The sequence below is a fragment of the Salimicrobium salexigens genome, from assembly GCF_900156705.1.
In the GTDB taxonomy this organism is placed as follows: domain Bacteria; phylum Bacillota; class Bacilli; order Bacillales; family Halobacillaceae; genus Salimicrobium; species Salimicrobium album.
Map to the genome: position 1 here is coordinate 142,104 of NZ_FTOK01000002.1, position 17,684 is coordinate 159,787.

The 17,684-nt window shown below is 45.3% G+C and carries 18 protein-coding genes and 1 pseudogene; 13 read left to right on the plus strand and 6 right to left on the minus strand.

Annotated features, from left to right (window positions below; genetic code table 11):
• Positions 1–280 precede the first annotated feature (280 nt).
• The 11 genes and pseudogenes from alaS (at position 281) to BW931_RS02965 (ending at position 10,175) form a co-directional block, all read left to right on the plus strand.
• A complete protein-coding gene (alaS, locus tag BW931_RS02915) occupies positions 281–2,917 on the plus strand; it encodes an alanine--tRNA ligase (protein WP_076569843.1) in 2,637 nt (878 codons plus the stop codon).
• A 60-nt stretch (positions 2,918–2,977) separates the two neighbouring features.
• Positions 2,978–3,250: an IreB family regulatory phosphoprotein gene (locus BW931_RS02920; protein ID WP_008588699.1), complete on the plus strand. Its 273-nt coding sequence runs from the start codon at positions 2,978–2,980 to the stop codon at positions 3,248–3,250.
• A complete protein-coding gene (gene ruvX / locus BW931_RS02925; RefSeq protein ID WP_076569845.1) occupies positions 3,247–3,663 on the plus strand; it encodes a Holliday junction resolvase RuvX in 417 nt (138 codons plus the stop codon). The genes BW931_RS02920 and ruvX overlap by 4 nt, the downstream gene beginning before the upstream one ends.
• A gap of 14 nt (positions 3,664–3,677) precedes the next feature.
• Positions 3,678–3,962 (plus strand): DUF1292 domain-containing protein, encoded by a 285-nt coding sequence (locus BW931_RS02930; protein ID WP_008588702.1) that lies wholly within the window; start codon positions 3,678–3,680, stop codon positions 3,960–3,962.
• Between the two features lie 172 nt (positions 3,963–4,134).
• Positions 4,135–5,259: an endolytic transglycosylase MltG gene (mltG, locus tag BW931_RS02935; RefSeq protein WP_076569848.1), complete on the plus strand. Its 1,125-nt coding sequence runs from the start codon at positions 4,135–4,137 to the stop codon at positions 5,257–5,259.
• Positions 5,260–5,344: 85 nt separating this feature from the next.
• Positions 5,345–6,025, plus strand: a complete 681-nt coding sequence (locus BW931_RS02940) for an O-methyltransferase (RefSeq protein WP_040609192.1) — start codon at positions 5,345–5,347, stop codon at positions 6,023–6,025.
• Positions 6,015–6,662: a uridine kinase gene (udk, locus tag BW931_RS02945; RefSeq protein WP_008588708.1), complete on the plus strand. Its 648-nt coding sequence runs from the start codon at positions 6,015–6,017 to the stop codon at positions 6,660–6,662. Before BW931_RS02940 ends, udk begins: the two co-directional genes overlap by 11 nt.
• 91 nt (positions 6,663–6,753) lie before the next feature.
• Positions 6,754–7,230 carry a transcription elongation factor GreA gene (gene greA / locus BW931_RS02950; protein ID WP_008588710.1) on the plus strand — a complete coding sequence of 159 codons (477 nt, stop codon included), beginning with the start codon at positions 6,754–6,756 and terminating at the stop codon, positions 7,228–7,230.
• Between the two features lie 84 nt (positions 7,231–7,314).
• Positions 7,315–8,070, plus strand: a complete 756-nt coding sequence (locus tag BW931_RS02955; RefSeq protein WP_076569851.1) for a YrrS family protein — start codon at positions 7,315–7,317, stop codon at positions 8,068–8,070.
• A gap of 20 nt (positions 8,071–8,090) precedes the next feature.
• The gene (mtnN, locus tag BW931_RS02960) at positions 8,091–8,771 is read left to right on the plus strand and encodes a 5'-methylthioadenosine/S-adenosylhomocysteine nucleosidase (protein WP_008588714.1); all 681 of its coding nucleotides are present in this window, start codon (positions 8,091–8,093) and stop codon (positions 8,769–8,771) included.
• Positions 8,772–8,960: 189 nt separating this feature from the next.
• Positions 8,961–10,175 (plus strand): annotated as a pseudogene (locus BW931_RS02965) (ISL3 family transposase).
• 86 nt (positions 10,176–10,261) lie between these two features.
• Here BW931_RS02965 and mnhG read toward each other — a convergent pair.
• Genes mnhG through mbhE form a run of 6 tightly spaced genes read right to left on the minus strand, consistent with a single transcriptional unit; the run spans position 10,262 to position 15,541 of the window.
• The gene (gene mnhG / locus BW931_RS02970) at positions 10,262–10,621 is read right to left on the minus strand and encodes a monovalent cation/H(+) antiporter subunit G (protein WP_008588715.1); all 360 of its coding nucleotides are present in this window, start codon (positions 10,619–10,621) and stop codon (positions 10,262–10,264) included.
• Positions 10,602–10,913 (minus strand): Na(+)/H(+) antiporter subunit F1, encoded by a 312-nt coding sequence (locus BW931_RS02975; RefSeq protein WP_008588717.1) that lies wholly within the window; start codon positions 10,911–10,913, stop codon positions 10,602–10,604. The genes mnhG and BW931_RS02975 overlap by 20 nt, the downstream gene beginning before the upstream one ends.
• Complete coding sequence (locus BW931_RS02980; protein ID WP_008588719.1) at positions 10,913–11,389, minus strand: Na+/H+ antiporter subunit E; 477 nt, start codon at positions 11,387–11,389, stop codon at positions 10,913–10,915. The genes BW931_RS02975 and BW931_RS02980 overlap by 1 nt, the downstream gene beginning before the upstream one ends.
• A gap of 6 nt (positions 11,390–11,395) precedes the next feature.
• The gene (locus tag BW931_RS02985; protein ID WP_008588722.1) at positions 11,396–12,880 is read right to left on the minus strand and encodes a Na+/H+ antiporter subunit D; all 1,485 of its coding nucleotides are present in this window, start codon (positions 12,878–12,880) and stop codon (positions 11,396–11,398) included.
• On the minus strand, positions 12,873–13,211 hold the full coding sequence (locus BW931_RS02990) for a Na(+)/H(+) antiporter subunit C (RefSeq protein WP_008588723.1): 339 nt from the start codon (positions 13,209–13,211) through the stop codon (positions 12,873–12,875). Before BW931_RS02990 ends, BW931_RS02985 begins: the two co-directional genes overlap by 8 nt.
• A 2-nt stretch (positions 13,212–13,213) precedes the next feature.
• Positions 13,214–15,541, minus strand: coding sequence for a hydrogen gas-evolving membrane-bound hydrogenase subunit E (gene mbhE, locus BW931_RS02995; RefSeq protein WP_008588726.1), 2,328 nt, complete (start codon positions 15,539–15,541; stop codon positions 13,214–13,216).
• Between the two features lie 511 nt (positions 15,542–16,052).
• Between mbhE and BW931_RS03000 the strand changes: the two genes are divergently transcribed.
• Together BW931_RS03000 and yqeH are read left to right on the plus strand one after the other, a co-directional pair.
• The gene (locus BW931_RS03000; protein WP_008588728.1) at positions 16,053–16,556 is read left to right on the plus strand and encodes a YqeG family HAD IIIA-type phosphatase; all 504 of its coding nucleotides are present in this window, start codon (positions 16,053–16,055) and stop codon (positions 16,554–16,556) included.
• 16 nt (positions 16,557–16,572) lie between these two features.
• Positions 16,573–17,673 carry a ribosome biogenesis GTPase YqeH gene (gene yqeH / locus BW931_RS03005; RefSeq protein WP_076570202.1) on the plus strand — a complete coding sequence of 367 codons (1,101 nt, stop codon included), beginning with the start codon at positions 16,573–16,575 and terminating at the stop codon, positions 17,671–17,673.
• Positions 17,674–17,684: the final 11 nt, after the last annotated feature.

A 17,684-nucleotide genomic window follows, 5' to 3' on the forward strand; every position in this document is an offset into this window, starting at 1 on the left:
TACGTATATCGGTCATCCAGAGAGGTGCCCCCAGAGGCTGGAAGGGGTGTTATGTAACTGAATGCGGAAAGCTCTCCCGGAGTGCGGGTTAATCCCCGACGGCTTTATGGACGCCGTTACAGGTCCACTAAGTGATGGTTTATCCATAACCAGGGTGGTACCGCGGTCATAGCCGTCCCTCAGAATATTTCTGAGGGATTTTTTTATTAGAGAGATCAGGAAGGTGAATATTACCTTCTGACGTTGAGTTTATTAAAAGGAAAAAAGGAGTGGCACACGTATGAAAAATTTATCATCAGTAGAAGTCAGGCAAATGTTCATCGATTTTTTTAAAGAGAAAGGGCATGGGGTAGAACCGAGCGCCTCCCTTATTCCTCACGAAGATCCGACGCTTCTCTGGATCAACAGCGGAGTAGCTACATTGAAGAAATATTTCGATGGACGTGTCGTGCCCGAAAATCCGAGAATAGTGAACGTGCAGAAGTCGATCAGAACCAATGACATTGAAAACGTTGGCTTCACCGCGAGACACCACACATTTTTTGAAATGCTGGGTAATTTTTCCATCGGCGATTATTTCAAAAAAGAAGCGATTGAATGGGGATGGGAATTTCTTACCAGTGACAAGTGGATAGGATTCGATGAAAACAAACTTTCTGTAACTGTTCACCCTCAGGATGACGAAGCGTACAACATCTGGAAAGATAAAATCGGATTGCCTGAAGAAAGAATCATCAGAATCGAAGAAAACTTCTGGGACATCGGAGAAGGACCGAGTGGCCCGAACACAGAGATCTTCTATGATCGCGGGGAAAGCTTCGGGAATAACCTGGCAGACCCGGAACTTTATCCGGGAGGAGAGAATGAACGGTACCTTGAAATATGGAACCTCGTGTTTTCCCAGTTCAATCACAACCCGGATAATACGTACACTCCACTGCCGAAGAAGAATATTGATACCGGCATGGGACTCGAACGGATCGTTTCGGTCGTCCAGGGCACGCGGACGAACTTCGAGACGGATCTCTTCCTTCCGCTGATCAAGCATACTGAAGAGATCTCAGGTCGTTCCTATGATGAAAATGAAACGACGGATGCGGCTTTTAAAGTAATCGCCGACCATATTCGTACGGTAGCTTTTTCTATCGGAGACGGTGCTCTTCCTTCCAATGAAGGCCGGGGGTACGTATTAAGGAGACTGCTGCGGCGCGCTGTCCGATTTGCAAAACAGCTGGGCATCGATGAGCCGTTTCTTTATAAACTCGTTCCTGCAGTTGCCGGCATCATGGAAGATTTCTATCCGGAAGTGAAGAACAAAGAGAACTTTATCCAGACGGTCATTAAATCGGAAGAACAGCGGTTCCACGAAACTTTAAATGAAGGTCTCGATATCCTTTCTTCGATCATGAAGAGGGAAGCGGAAAAGGGGAGTCAGGTATTCCCTGGCGAGGATGTATTTCTGCTTTATGACACATATGGATTTCCTAAAGAGCTGACGGTGGAATACGTTGAAGTGGAAGGCTTCACCGCAGATGAAGAAGGTTTCCGGAAAGAGATGGAAAACCAGAGGGAGCGCGCCAGAAGCGCCCGTCAGAAAACGGATTCCATGCAGATCCAGAACAGTGTCCTTGGTGATATCCACACGGAGAGTAAGTTTGTGGGGTATGATCTGCTCGAAACGGAAAGTGTAGTGACGACCATAGTGAAAGAAGGAGCCATCGCGGAAAAAGCGGAAAAGGGAGAAACGGTGTACCTGATGCTTGATCGTACTCCCTTCTATGCGGAAAGCGGAGGCCAGATCGCTGACAGAGGTTTCCTATCGACTGAGGAGGCCACTCTTGAAGTGACGGACGTACAAAATGCGCCGAATAATCAGAATCTGCATGAAGTTACAGTGAAAGAGGGGTCGATCGGTCAGGGAGAAGAAGTCCGGGCCACAGTGGACAGGAGCTCGAGGTCTTTCATTGTCAAAAACCATACGGCTACCCACCTTCTGCATCAGGCTCTCAAAGATATATTGGGTGAGCACGTGAATCAGGCCGGATCTCTCGTTGAGAGCGAGCGGCTGCGATTCGACTTTTCCCATTTCGGAGCTGTTACTGAGGATGAGTTAAAAGAAATAGAAAATGCAGTAAATGAGAAAATATGGCAGGCTCTTCCGGTTTCGGTCGATTACAAGACTCTCGAAGAAGCAAAACGTGAAGGCGCTATGGCGCTTTTTGGTGAGAAATATGGAGAGGAAGTACGAGTCATCAGTATCAGCGACTACAGCCTTGAGCTTTGTGGCGGCTGTCACGTAGCAAATACTTCTGAAATCGGTGTGTTTAAGATCCAGTCCGAAACGGGAATCGGAGCAGGTACAAGACGTATTGAAGCTCTGACATCAAAAGCTGCGTATGAATTGACGAATGAACGGGAGGCCGTATTGCGTGAGTCAGGAGAACTTCTTAAAGCACGTATGGAGCAGGTGCCGGAAAGAATTCAGACCCTCCATCAGGAAATCAGGGAGATGAAGAAAGAAAACGAATCGTTGACTTCCAGATTATCGAACCTCGAAGCTTCCTCCATTCTCGATGAATTTAAAGAAGTGAACGGAGTGAATGTTCTTGCCAAACAGGTGGAGGCCAAAGACATGAACGCTTTACGCGCAATGATGGACGACTTGAAACAGAAGGTTTCATCAGGGATAATATTGCTTGCCACCCCTTCGGGTAATAAAGTTCAGCTCACAGCCGGAGTTTCCAAAGATCTGGTGGAAAAAGGTTACCATGCAGGAAATCTCGTCAAAGGTGCCGCTTCCCGCTGTGGCGGAGGCGGAGGTGGACGCCCGGATATGGCGCAGGCAGGCGGGAAGGATACTTCCAGAATCTCGGAAGCTCTCGACTATGCCTATGATTACGTATCCGGGACTGTCTGATTTTTATTCTTCGTTAAATAGTATATAATGGAGGGTAACTAAACGTGCGAGGTGATGAAGATGAGTTCAATGGATAAGACTATGAAGTTCAATTCCCCGGAAGATCCTGAAAACAGGGAGATAGAATCGATTTTAATGAACGTTTACGATGCGCTTCAGGAAAAAGGGTATAACCCGATTAATCAGATTGTCGGTTATCTTCTTTCAGGTGATCCGGCTTATATCCCTCGTCACCGGGAAGCGCGCAATCTGATCAGAAACGTGGAGCGGGATGAATTGATCGAAGAGCTGGTGAAATCGTACCTGAATAAACAAAAAGAGGGTAAGGAATGAAGAAACTGGGACTGGACGTCGGGGAAAAAACGATAGGTGTAGCTGTCTCCGATGCTCTGGGGATGACAGCGCAGGGAATCAAAACGATTCACTGGGATGAAGATGATTATTCGACTGCGAGGCAAGCTCTGACGCCGATCATCGAACGGGAAATGATTACCGAAGCAGTAGTCGGATATCCTAAAAACATGAACGGGTCTATCGGACCGAGGGCTGAGCAGAGCGAGCGGTTTGCGAATTGGCTTGAAAAGAACTTCGAAATTCCTGTACACCTGTGGGATGAGAGATTGACTACGATGGCAGCTGAACGCGTGCTGTTAGAAGCCGATGTAAGTCGGAAAAAGCGTAAGAAAGTAGTGGACAAAATGGCAGCTGTAATGATCCTTCAGGGATATCTGGATGCCCCAAAATAAGGAGGATGAATATCATGGCACTGGAAAAAGAAGAAAAAATTGTAATACCTGATGAAAACGGAGAGGAGCACCTTTTTGAAGTATTGTTCACGTTCGATGTCGACAAAACGGAACAATCGTATATCGCAGTTGTGCCCGCCGAGCAGAAAGATAATGAAGAGGTGGAAGTTTTCGCCTTCCGTTATGAAGAAAAGGAAGACGATGATGAGAATCTTTCCCTCTATCAGATTGAATCCGACGAGGAATGGGAAATGGTCGAAGAAATGCTGAACACCCTTTCTGACGAAGATTTGACTTAAGTTAACTCCCGGTTTGAAACCGGGAGTTTTTCCTTTAAATACAACTGTTCTGCATTAAACGGAATACATAGCATTCATGAGGGGCAAGTGGAACCGCTTGTTGAAAAAGTGAAGAATTTCGACACAATCCTCTGAATTATAGTATAATAAACCCGGTGAAGGAGGATGTGACGTGTCGGATTCCAAGTTCAATGAAGAATACGAAAAGAATAAGAAAAACCGCACCGAAGAAGCCGGTAAAGTCCGGAAAATTGTAGCATCTGTGCTGATTGTTATAACAATCGTGCTTATCGTTGGTGTGGTGGGCGGGTATTTCTACGTCTCGAGTGCTTTAAAACCTGTGGACGAAAATGATGAAGAACCCGTGAACGTAGAGATTCCCAGTGGCTCCACCAATTCTGAGATAGCTGCGATTCTTGAGGACAAAGGAGTTATATCGAATTCAACCATCTTCAGATTTTATACGAAGTTCAAAAATGAGACGGGCTTCCAGGCCGGGTCCTACGAATTTACGCCCGCGATGAAGACGGATAGTATTATAGATTCACTTCAGTCCGGAAAAGTCGTTAAGGAACCCAAAAAACGGGTCACTATTCCGGAAGGGCAGACAGTGGAACAGATAGCGGAGATCTACGCCGGTGAATTTTCATTTTCCAAAAAGGAATTTATGGACAAGATGAAGGATACCGACTACATCTCGAGCTTGAGAGAGAAGTATCCGGAACTGTTGAGCGAAGCTATTATGCAGGAAGAGATACGTTATCCGCTCGAAGGATATCTGTTCGCAGCCACCTATTCCTTTTACAAAAAGGAGGTGGGCATCGAAAAGATCATAGAGAAAATGGTGTCGAAAACATCTTCGGTCGTTATTCCTTACAAAGAACAAGTGAAGGAACAGGGCCTCAACATTCATGAAGCGGTAACGATGGCCTCGCTGCTTGAAAATGAAGCAAGAACAGCTGAAAGCCGCAGGGAAATCTCCGGAGTGTTCTATAATCGTCTGGAAGAAGATATGCGCCTTCAGACGGACCCTACTGTTGCTTATGCACACGGGGAGCACCTGGAACGTACGAAATATGATGATCTGGAGATCGAGTCTCCCTTTAACACCTATCATATAAGCGGGCTTCCTATCGGACCGATTTCCAATTTCAATGAGAACTCCATGGAAGCTGTGGCAAGTCCTATTAATTCTGAATACTTGTACTTCCTTGCGGATGGAGAAGGTAATATCCACTATTCGAAAACGCTGAAGGAACACAATAAGAAAAAGGAAAAATATATCTCCGGTAATTGAATAGGGAAAGCGGGAATAACCCTCGCTTTCCTTAATTTTTTTATGTTAGAATAATTAAGTTGTGAACGGAATCTTATAAAGGAAGATGTCTATGAATAATGATAACGAATATATCAGGGGCCTCCTTCCTGATTCGGAAGGGCATATACGTGAAATGGAAGAATATGCAGCAGAAAATCACGTACCTATAATGGAGAAAGACTCCATCCATTTTCTCAGGCAGATGATACGTCTTCAAAAACCCTCAGTCATTCTGGAAATCGGGACTGCAATCGGTTATTCTGCTATTCAGATGGCCGAAGCATTTCCGGGGGTGCGTGTCGTATCAGTAGAAAGAGATGCCGGACGGTATGAAGAGGCGATGGAAAACAGGAAAAAATCCCCCTGTGGAGCTGACCTCATTCTTTACCATGGAGACGCTCTTGAAATGAAAGATGTTGTACAGAAGGAAGGGCCGTTTGATCTTTTATTCATCGATGCAGCGAAAGGGCAGTACAAACGGTTTTTTGAGCTATACACGCCTCTTTTGAGGGAGGAAGGGGTAATCGTCACCGACAACGTGTTATTCAAGGGGCTGGTGGCCGACCCGGATAATGCTGACAAAAGATTCGGAAAGATTGCCGGGAAAATCCGCAGCTTCAACGACTGGCTTATGCAGCTTGAAGATTACGAAACGTCCATCGTCCCTTCAGGAGACGGTGTGGCGATTACCACCCGAAAGCACAGAAGATCAATGAGGGGAGAAAATTTTTCAGATGAAAGATAAACCGATTGTAATAGGAGTAGCCGGTGGTTCCGGTTCCGGAAAAACGAGCGTGACAAAGTCGATCATTCAGCAGTTTACGGAACAGTCCATCTTGATGATAGAACAGGATTATTACTATAAGGACCAGTCCCATCTCCCTTTTGAAGAGAGATTGAATACGAACTATGACCACCCTCTTGCTTTTGACAACGATCTTTTAATCGAGCATATCAATAAACTGATCAAGCGGGAACAGATTGAGAAACCGGTCTACGATTATAAAATGCACACGCGCTCCGAAGAAACGGTGCAGGTGGAAGCGAGAGACGTAATTATCCTCGAAGGTATTCTGATTCTCGAGGATGAAAAACTTCGTGATCTTATGGATATCAAGGTCTTCGTAGATACTGACGCGGACGTCCGCATTATACGAAGAATGCTCCGTGACATCAATGAGCGGGGGAGGACGCTTGACTCTGTCATAGAGCAGTATACAAACGTCGTGCGTCCCATGCACCTGCAATTTGTGGAGCCGACGAAACGCTATGCGGACATCATTATACCGGAAGGCGGACAGAATCATGTCGCTATTGATATTATGGCTACGAAGATCCATACTATTCTGAGAGAGCGGGGCCTCATTCCGGACAGCCTTTGATACGGGAAATTATTTGACTGTTTTTCATAATTTGGTAAAGTATAGAGAGATTGTTATGAATAGTGGAGCAGTTCATTAAGGAGTGTAAAAAATGGCAGAAGAAAAAAGCTTTTATATGACAGAAGAAGGTAAAAAGAATTTAGAAAGTGAACTTCATGAATTGAAGACAGAGAAACGTAAGGAAGTAGTGGAACGTATAAAAACAGCGAGAGATTTCGGAGATCTTTCCGAGAACTCTGAATATGATGCTGCTAAAGATGAACAGGCTTTCGTGGAAAGCCGCATTCAGCAGATAGAAAATATGATCAGAAATGCAGTTATCATTGAAAATACGTCCGATAATCCGGATGTCGTGACTCTCGGTAAAAGCGTCACATTTCAGGAACTTCCTGAAGGAGACGAAGAGAAGTATACAATAGTCGGTAGTGCCGAAGCCGATCCTTTCGAAGGTAAAATCTCCAACGAATCCCCGATGGCGCAAAGTCTGCTTGGCAAAGAAATAGGGGATAAAGTCACGGTACAGACTCCGGCAGGCGATTTGAAAGTTAAAATTATATCGGTCTCATAAGCAGGAATACATTTCCTGCTTTTTTGCTATATTCATCTTTTTTCAATACGTAGTATAATACATATGTGAAGGAGGATTTCTTACATGAGTGAATCGAAAAACAATTCCAGACAGGAACGGATGAAAGAAAAAAGAAAAAAGAAAACGGTAGTTTCGGCAGCGATTGTATTAGTGGCCGTGCTCCTGTTGTTCTGGGTGGCAGGCAGTCTGACTGGAGGAAATGAACAGCAGGCGGGTGATCAGTCTGCTTCCGGAACGGAAGAAACGCAGTCCGGAAACGAGAGTTCGGGCAGTGAAAATGAGTCTGAAGGCGAGAGTTCACAAAATGAGTCTTCCACCGACAAAGATTCTTCCGGAGAGAATGAATCTTCCTCAGATAAAGACTCTTCCGAAGAGAATGAATCTTCCTCAGATAAAGACTCTTCCGAAGACGAGAAGAGTTCAGGCGAGGGAAGTTCTTCAGACGAAGAAAAGACTTCCGGTGATGAATCGGATAAAGATGCATCCTCTGAGGAAGAGCAGAAGGAAAACAGTGAGGAAGACGGACAGTTCGATGTTGTAGAAACGGAACAGGATACTTCAGGGTCTCACAGAGTCACTTACGATCGCGGCTCACAGGACTGGAATGAGATTTTGCAGGCAGCCGCTAATGCTACCGGTTTGAACCAGAGCGACATGATTGCCTGGAGAGTCGAAAACGGCGGTGGTCCTCAACTGGTGAATACCGTTGTTTCGGACAGTCAGCAGAATAGTGTTTACCGTGTGCTCATCGAATGGCAGGAGGGGCAAGGGTACAAGCCTATTGAAAAAGAAGTTTTAGAGAATAACCCATACGATTGATGGAATAAAGGAGCTTTTGGATGAGTGTAGGTATAATTGGAGCGATGGATCAGGAAATAAAGCATTTGAAAGAAGCGATGGAAGTAGAAGAGGAACGTACAGTAGCAGGACAGGTTTTTACGAAGGGACGATTAAATGGAAAAAGTGTAGTACTGTTATTATCAGGTATAGGGAAAGTGAACGCCGCCATGTCCACCACCATTCTGCATGAAGAGTTTGACATAGACTACTGCATCAATACAGGTTCTGCAGGCGGATTTGATTATGAACTGGAAACGGGAGATATAGTCATTTCAGAGACCGTTCTGCATCACGACGTGGATGCTACGGCATTCGATTACGTTCACGGTCAGGTCCCCGGGATGCCGGCTGTATACCCTGCCGATAAGCAACTTGCTTTTGATGCCCTGCGTCAGCTTAAAGAAATGGGGCTGAACGGAAAGCTGGGGGTCATTGCTTCCGGAGATACGTTTATGCAGGAAGAAGTGAGAATCAACGAAGTGAGGGGTCGTTTCCCCGATCTTATTGCTGTCGAGATGGAAGCTGCTGCAGTGGCGCAGGTATGTTACAGATACAGTACTCCATTCGTCGTCATTCGCGCTTTGTCCGACGTGGCAGGAAAAGAATCGTCTGTATCCTTTCAGAAATTTCTCGATCAGGCTGCGAAAAATTCCACTGATTTAATCAAAGCCCTCATATAGTCAGAAGAAAACCCGGAGAAGGGAGGATGCGTGTTGCATCTTCTCTGCTCCGGGTTTTGTATGGATTAAAGGCTCTACAATATTTGTTGGGGTATCAGAAAAATTTAGCATAAAAAAACACACAAGCTCCTTTATCTTTTACACTTGAATTGTCCAGACCCAAGAAAAAGATAGGAGTTGTGTGTATATATGCATTCTACCATGGTGATTCCAGGATTTGAAGGTGTGGAAGTAAGGAAGACGGAGGAGCGGGACGGGTGTTTGTACCTTCATGTACAGATGCCGAAGAAAACCCACACTTGTCCTTCCTGTCAGGCTAGAACCCGTCGGGTTCATGACTACCGGGTGCAGAAGGTCCAACATCTCAAATGGTTTGAACGCCTGACTCACCTGTTCTACCGTAAACGAAGATATGCCTGCGCATGCGGGAAAAAGTTCGCAGAACAGAATTCTCTGGTCGAGCGTTACCAGCGCCATTCGAAAGAATGGAATCAGGCCTTCGGCTTCCGGCTCATTCACGGAAAGAACTTCAAAGATACGGCTCGTCAGTTTTATACATCTCCGACCACAGCGGTGCGCCGTTTTGATCGTGTATCGGCTTCTCATTTGAAAGAGGTGAAAGAACTCCCGCGCGTCATCGCCATTGATGAATACAAGGGGGATACGGATTAGGGCACGTATCAGGTGATTATTGCCAATGCGGAGACCGGCGAACCTATTGATATCTTGCCGGACCGGTCCTCCCGGACGGTGAAAGAGTACCTGTCGAAGAAAACATCGCATGTGGAATGCGTCGTCATGGATATGAGTCACACCTTTAAAGCAGCTGTGAATAAAGCGTTGAATCATCCGATTATTATCGCTGATCGCTTTCACTTCTGCCGGTATATCCATTGGGCCGTGGACCGGGTTAGGAAACGAGTCCAGAAGGAATTTCATGACTACGACCGGAGGAAGTGTAAAAGGATGAGACACATCTTCCATAAACCTTACGAACTCCTGTCCGATAAGCAACGATGGTACCTGGAAAGGTACCTGGACCTGTCTTCAGAATTGAAGGTGGCTTATGATTTGAAGGAAGCGTATAAGAAGTGGCTGGAGATAGCGAAGCAGGAGGGACAAGAGAGGATGAAACAGGTCCGGGAGCGATTGTACGCCTTTTATGATCTTGTGACTTCTTCCGGGATGAACGAATTCATCTCCGCCATCCGTACGTTCCAGAACTGGCAGGCAGAAATCATGAACAGTTTCCTCTTTGATTACAGTAATGGCTTCGTGGAAGGGTTGAACAACCAGACGAAAGTATTGAAACGGAATGCCTTCGGCTTTCGCCGGCACGACCGGTTACGGTCCCGCATTCTGATGCATCACCAATTCAAGCACGTAGGTAAAAACATAGGATAAAGGGGCGGAGGAAAAGATCCTCCACCCCAACATTTGAAATAGAACCGGATTAAATAAATTCCTATCCTTAGGAAAAAACAGACGGATTACTCTTCAAAAGTTTCTTTGTAGTCATCCTGGACCGCTTCTTCAGAAAGAGGGATACCGCTTTTATAGGCGGCACGACCGATCATATGAGCGGAGACGGGCGCCGTAATGAGAACGAACAGAATACCGAGCAGAAGTTTTCCGCTGACGATGCCATGTTCGTTAAGCATGAAAAGAAAAGCCCCCAGCATAAGGCCGGCCACACCGAGAGTTGAACTCTTGGTGGCAGCGTGCAGACGTAAATATACGTTTTTGAATCTTACTACTCCCAAAGCACCGGAAAACACGAAAAATGTACCGGAAAGCAGGAAAAAAATGATCAGAATGTCTATCAGTAAATTAATTATCGTCCCGTTCAATAATAACACCCTTTTCTATGAATTTCGCCAGGGCGATCGTTCCTATGAAAAGAAGTATCCCGATTAACAGGACAACGTCGTTCAGTTTTGTCGTAACGAGAAGGATGGTGACCAGCCCGGCCAGTGCCATCAGAGTAATGCCCATTACGTCGAGGGCGACGGCCCGGTCAGGATTGGTAGGACCTTTGATTACCCGGTAAAGCAACATGAAAATAGATATCCCGACGCCGATGATAGCCACCTGGGTCGAGATTTCCATGATGGTCCGGGTCACACTCAATGCAGTTTCCATCAGCGGGTCACCTCCATTATCGCTTTTTCAAAAGTGTCTTTGATATCCGATATTGAGGTTTCAATATCAGGGATATCCATGGCGTGTATATATAACACGTCGTGATTATCACTTACTGCAAGCGACAGAGTTCCCGGGGTAAGAGAAATAAGATTAGCCAGAAGCGTTACCTCCCAATCGCTCTTAACCTCAAGAGGAAGGGCGAAAATACCCGGGCGGTTATCCAGTTCCTTTTTGTAGACGAATTCCACGATATCGATAGAGGACATAATGAGTTCCCTGATGAACAGCAGAATAAGCAGGCTCACTTTCCACACTCTGTTAAGGTAGAAAGGTCTTTTAACGAATCGCCTCATGATGAAGAGAAGGAAGATCCCTAAAATGTACCCGACCGCAAAGGTTGAGAAATTATATGTTTCACTCAGAAACATCCACATAACAGCGATAATAATATTTAAAACTATTTGAAATGGCATAGACGTTTACTCCTTAAGAACAGATTCAATGTATAATTCAGGGTCCATTACATACTCGGCGATGGAGGATACGGCAGGGTAAAACATTTCTGCACCGACACCGAGAAGGATGGAAAGGCTGAGCAGGATGCCGACCGGCCACGTCATGGCGGCCAGAGAAGGTTTCTGTTTCGGTAAATCCATTATATCAGCTTCTCCCCAGAATCCTCCAATGAATATTCGGATCATGGAAAACAGAATTCCAAGACTGGATATGAGCGCTACGATTACGATGAGGATCTCTTCCTGATTCAAACCTCCCTGGAGCAGCAGCAGCTTTCCTATGAAACCGCTGAAGGGCGGAATTCCGGCCAGAACCAGAGTAGAAAGAAAGAACATCCAGCCGAGCACCGGATAGTGGTGGATCAGCCCTCCCATTTTTTTCAGATCGGAAGTGCCGGCAGCATAAGTGACAGCACCGATAAGAAGGAATAAAACGGCTTTGATGATCATGTCGTGTACCAGATAGTAAATGGAACCTGCAATGGACGTCTCCGTGAAAATACCGATTCCCATAAGCATAAAACCGACAGCCGGAATAACGTTATAAGCTATGATCAGTTTTACGTTGTTCGTTGATAAAGCGCCTATCACCCCGAATATCATTGTAAACATCGCCAGGTATATGAAGAGGGTATGCGTTAAATCGACTTCGTAGTTGAAGATGAGCGTAAACGTACGAAGGATGGAGTATACCCCTACTTTGGTCAAAAGCGCTCCAAACAAAGCGGATACGACAGCATTAGGCACGGTATAGGAAGAAGGGAGCCAGTAATAGAGAGGGAAAACAGCTGCTTTTGTAGCAAAAACGAAAAACAGCAATATACCTATTACGGTAAGCACACCCTGCTGTTCGACCTCGCCCACTCTTTCGGCCGCCTGGGCCATGTTCACTGTACCGATAACGGAATAAAGGAACGATATAGTGGTTACAAAAAGCATGGAGGAGAAAAGGTTAATTAAAATATACTTCAGCGATTCCCTCAGCTGTGCTTTTCCGTTCCCGAGAACGATGAGCCCGTAGGAAGCCATGAGCAGTACTTCAAAGAACACGAACAGGTTGAAAAGGTCCCCGGTAAGGAAAGCACCGTTCACCCCTGCAATCAGCAGGAAGAAAAAGCTGTAAAAATAAAATTCCTCCTGGATCCTGGAAAGTGATTTAGGTGCATAGATGACAGCCGCCGTTGCTACCACTGCTGTAGTCATAGTCAGTAGAGCAGACAGAGGGTCAGCTACTATCACAATACCGAAAGGCGCTTCCCACCCTCCGACTTCAAGCACATAAGTACCCGATTCCTGGACACTCATAAAGATGAAAATAGTGAGCGCCAGATGGATAACAGTGGCTATGATTGAAAAAATTCTTGATGCTATCAGATTTTTATGAAAGAAAGCTACCAGTACCCCTGCCAGAAACGGCAGCAGTATAGGCAGTATAGCTAAATTACTCATAGTCGTTACCTCTCAGTTTTTCCATATTGTCCGTGTGGTTTATTTTGGATGCCCGATAAGCTAATACCAGCAGGAGGCTGGTGACACCGAAACTGATAACGATAGAAGTAAGAATCAGTGCCTGTGGAAGAGGGTCGGTGTAATTTTCCACTCCGTCGGTCAGAATAGGTGCAGCCCCATCTTTCAATTTACCCATGGTAAGGATGGTGAGGTGAGCCCCGTGTGAAATGAGTGCTGTTCCTATAACGATTCTCAGCAGTTGTTTTTGGAGGAGGTTGTACACGCCGGTCATAAACAGAAGACCGGCGAGGACGGACATCACTATTTCCATTCTTATTCCTCCTTCTTATTCTTGATTTTAATCAGGCTGTAAATAGCCATGGCTGCAAGGCCGAGGACGGTAATTTCGAAAATAGTATCCAGTCCACGCATGTCCACCAGGATGACGTTCACTATATTATCTCCGCCTCCGAGTTTATAGGAATTTTCAACGAAGTAACTGGAAATCGAATCAAACCATTTACTGCTGTGGGAAGAAATGGCCACAGTGGTTACGAGAAGTCCGAATCCTATGGAAATGATCCAGTTGGATATTTTGGCAGGTTTGGATTCCCCCCTGCTATTCAGGGAAGGAAGATGGTAGAACACCAGCAGGAACAGGGCTACTGTAACTGTTTCAATAATCAGTTGTGTAAGAGCAAGGTCAGGGGCCCGGTAAATAATGAACAGCATGGAAAGCCCGTAACCGACCACACCGAGTATCAAAATGGCCGCAATTCGATTGTTCGTAAATATTGTTCCTAAAGCAGCAATTGCCATAGTGACTGCTACGATAAGTTCAATTGTGGTAACTGATGCAAGTTGTGACGTATCTATCGCAAACCCGTCTGTAAGGAAGAAAAACGCGAAACTCACTAATATAATAGCTCCGAGTATAAGTTTCATATAAAGGGCAAGCGATCCGTTCATGTAGCCTCTCGTCAATTTCGACGAGAAGGATACGGACTTATCGACTGTGAAATCATATGCCTTATTCAGACTCAGTACGCCCGGAACATAGCTATAGACGGAACTCCACCGCGGGATGGTCAACGCCAGTATCGTTCCGAAAGCTACCACCGTCAAAGACATGATTAACGGAAGGTTGAAGCCGTGCCAGAAGTATATATCCTTGGAAGCATCGGCCCCGTAAACGGCCGTAGCCGCATGACTGATGAAAGGTTCATTGATGAAAGACGGGAATAGTCCGATAATCACTACGAGCAGCACCAGAATAGCAGGAGAAATAAGCATCCCTACAGGTGCTTCATGCGGTTTTTTCGGCAGTTTTCCAAGGTTCGCCCGTCCCCGGAACGTTCCGAAGAAAAAGTACATGGAATATACGAATGTAAAAATACTTCCAAAAACCGCCAGATAAGGAACGAGGCTTGCGACTATCGATGCAAAGTCTCCCTGCCCGCTCAGATCCAGCGATGATAAAAAGAACATTTCTTTACTGTAGAATCCGTTTAGAAACGGAAGCGGGAAGCCTGCCATCGAAAAAACGCCGAACATAGCCAGAGTCGCGGTCATCGGTAAGTAATTCATCAGACCGCCCAGCTTGCGGATATCCCGTGTTCCGGTTTCATGATCGACAATCCCCGCCACCATAAACAGACTTCCTTTAAAAGTAGCATGGTTTAAAATGTGGAACATGGCTGCAAATACAGCGGCCTTCGTACCAAATCCTAACATAGCCATAATCATACCAAGCTGACTGATGGTAGAGAAAGCCAGAATCCCTTTCAAATCTGTCTGTCTTACAGCCATATAGGAACCCCAGCACAAAGTGAGGATTCCGAAGCTGGAGACGATGATGAAAAACCATTCGGAAGAAGACAGCATAGGTGAAAAGCGGGCTACGAGAAACAGTCCTGCTTTTACCATGGTAGCCGAATGCAGATATGCACTGACCGGCGTCGGAGCTTCCATAGCGTCCGGTAACCAGATGTGAAAAGGAAACTGTGCCGATTTCGTAAATGCTCCCAATAATAGAAGTATAAGGATTAACGGGAAAAACTCACTATTTAAAATAGCTTCACTGTCAGCCAGCATCTGCTGGATACTCGTAGTTCCGGTTATGGAGTGCATAAAAACAAGTGCACCCAGAAGGCTGAGTCCGCCGAATACCGTAATAAGCATCGACTTCAGCGCGCCGTATCTGGATGCATGTTTATGATTCCAGAACCCGATGAGAAGAAATGAAGACAGGGAAGTGAATTCCCAGAAGCTGTACAGTGCATATACGTTATCGGACAGCACCAACCCAAGCATGGATCCCATGAAGATCAGAAAGTAAACGTAGAAGTTCCCGAGTTTTTCTGTCGTATGTAGGTAGTAAATGGAGTACAGAGCTACCAGTGTACCTATGCCTGAAATAAGTAGAACAAACAGAAGGCTTAAGCCATCCAGATGAAAAACCAGATTCATATTTAGGGAGGGGACCCAGTTGTAGGTTTTAGTTACAGCACTGAAGCCTCCTGCAAAGAAACTGGCAAAATAAATGAATATTATAAGCGGTACAATTGTAACCACTATGCCTGTATGAAACTTTTCTTTCCATTTACTCAGGAAAGGGATAAAAATAGCAATGATAAACGGTAATAATACGGGTAGTATCATCTAAAGGTGCCTCCCTCAATCTCTCGTCCTTTTAGAATGTCTTCTCAATTGTAATCAAAAACACAGTTATTATTCAACTAATCTTTCTTCCTGTACTGCAGATAAATGCACCTTTCTGTTTAAATATTAAATAGGAAGAGACAGATGATTCCGGCCTGATAAAATTTCTTCCGAGTTCTGCAAAGATGCAGTTTCCTTAAGGGTGAGAGCGTGTAATTATACATGGAAGAGTTGCAAACCTTAATGAATGACGGAGGAAATCAGCTGCTGATTCAACAGGGAGGTTACTATCGGGTTACATGTGAGGTACAATGGGGTAGTTATCTGAAGTGTAATTTAATAAAATAGGTTAATATATGATAGTTACCGTCAGATACGGTGGCGAATGATCTGACAGTATGACCGTCCGGGTAAGTGGAACAGTTATTCATGAAAAGAATGACTTTGAACCCCGGAAGAATTTTGTATATGATTGAAAGGGTATATATACGGAACGGGGAGTGAGAAGCAGGTGTTTAATATATTTATTCCTGACAGGCATGCGAACAACATTCTGGAGATAACTCCGGAAGATCTTGAAAAAGAAAACGTGAAAGGTATCATTACGGATCTGGACAATACGCTCGTCGCCTGGGATGAGCCGAACGCTCCGGAGGAAATAATAGAGTGGTTCAAAAGGATGGGAGACGCTGGAATTGAGATAGTAATCACTTCCAATAACAATGAAAACCGCGTCAAACTTTTTTCCGAACCTCTGGATAAATCTTTTATCCATAGTGCCAGAAAACCACTGGCTCGGGCTTTTCAGAAAGCAAGGAAAGATATGGGGTTAAAGAAAGAAGAAATCATCGTAGTAGGTGATCAGCTTTTGACAGATGTACTTGGCGGGAATCTGGCCGGATATTATACAGTGCTCGTTACTCCTATCGTAGACAGTGACGGGTTCTGGACGAAGATAAACAGAAGAATAGAAAAAGTCATTATGAAGAATCTCGAGCATAAAGGGAAAATATAACATGGGAGGTGCAAATATGGACAAATTGATATGCGCAGGGTGCGGCGCGGAAATCCAGACGGAAGATGAATCGGCAGCGGGTTACGCTCCGAAGTCAGCACTTGAAAGAGAAACGGTGATCTGCAAGCGGTGTTTTCGTCTGAAACACTACAACGAAGTACAGGATGTTGATTACGACGATGACGATTTCCTGGAAATGCTGCAGCAAATTAACGATACAGACAGCCTGGTTGTACAGCTTATAGATATATTCGATTTTAATGGGAGTCTGATTCCCGGTTTGAATCGTCTGACGGGGAACAACCCTGTCGTACTTGCGGCGAATAAAATGGATTTACTTCCGAAATCGGTGAATCTCAATAAAGTTGAGAAATGGCTGAGACGGGAAGCGAAGGAAGCAGGACTGCTTGTGGAAGACGTGCATCTTATCTCCGCTTCCACGAACCAGGGGATCGACGAACTTGCCAAAGCGATTGAACAGAAACGAAGTCGTAAGGATGTATTTGTCGTGGGCACGACGAACGTCGGGAAGTCCACGCTTATCAATGAGCTCATCAACCGGTCGACAGGAATCAAGGATGCCATTACTACATCTTACTTTCCGGGAACTACACTGGGATTCATCGACATCCCGCTGGATGATCACAGCTCTCTATATGACACACCTGGTGTAATTCAACGTCATCAGCTGGCACATTACGTTTCGGATGAGGATCTCAAACTCATCACTCCCCAAAAAGAAATTAAAGCGAAAATCTATCAGCTGAACGAGGAGCAGACTCTCTTTTTCGGTGGCCTGGCACGTATGGATTTCGTTAAAGGGGAGCACTCTTCCTTTGTATGCTATCTTTCTAACCGTATACCGATTCATCGTACGAAAATGGAAAAAGCCGGACATATCACCGAAAACAGGATCGGGGAAATGCTCGTGCCTCCGGATGAGAACTCATTATCAAAACTGCCTCAGTGGAAGCGGCAGACTTTCAGAATTCCTGAAGGAAAACACGATGTAGTCATATCCGGGCTCGGCTGGATCATGATTCCCGAGGGAGAAGTCACTGTCCACATCCATGCACCTGAGGGAGTGAAAATTTCCCTCCGCGAATCACTAATTTAAAAAGAGGGAGG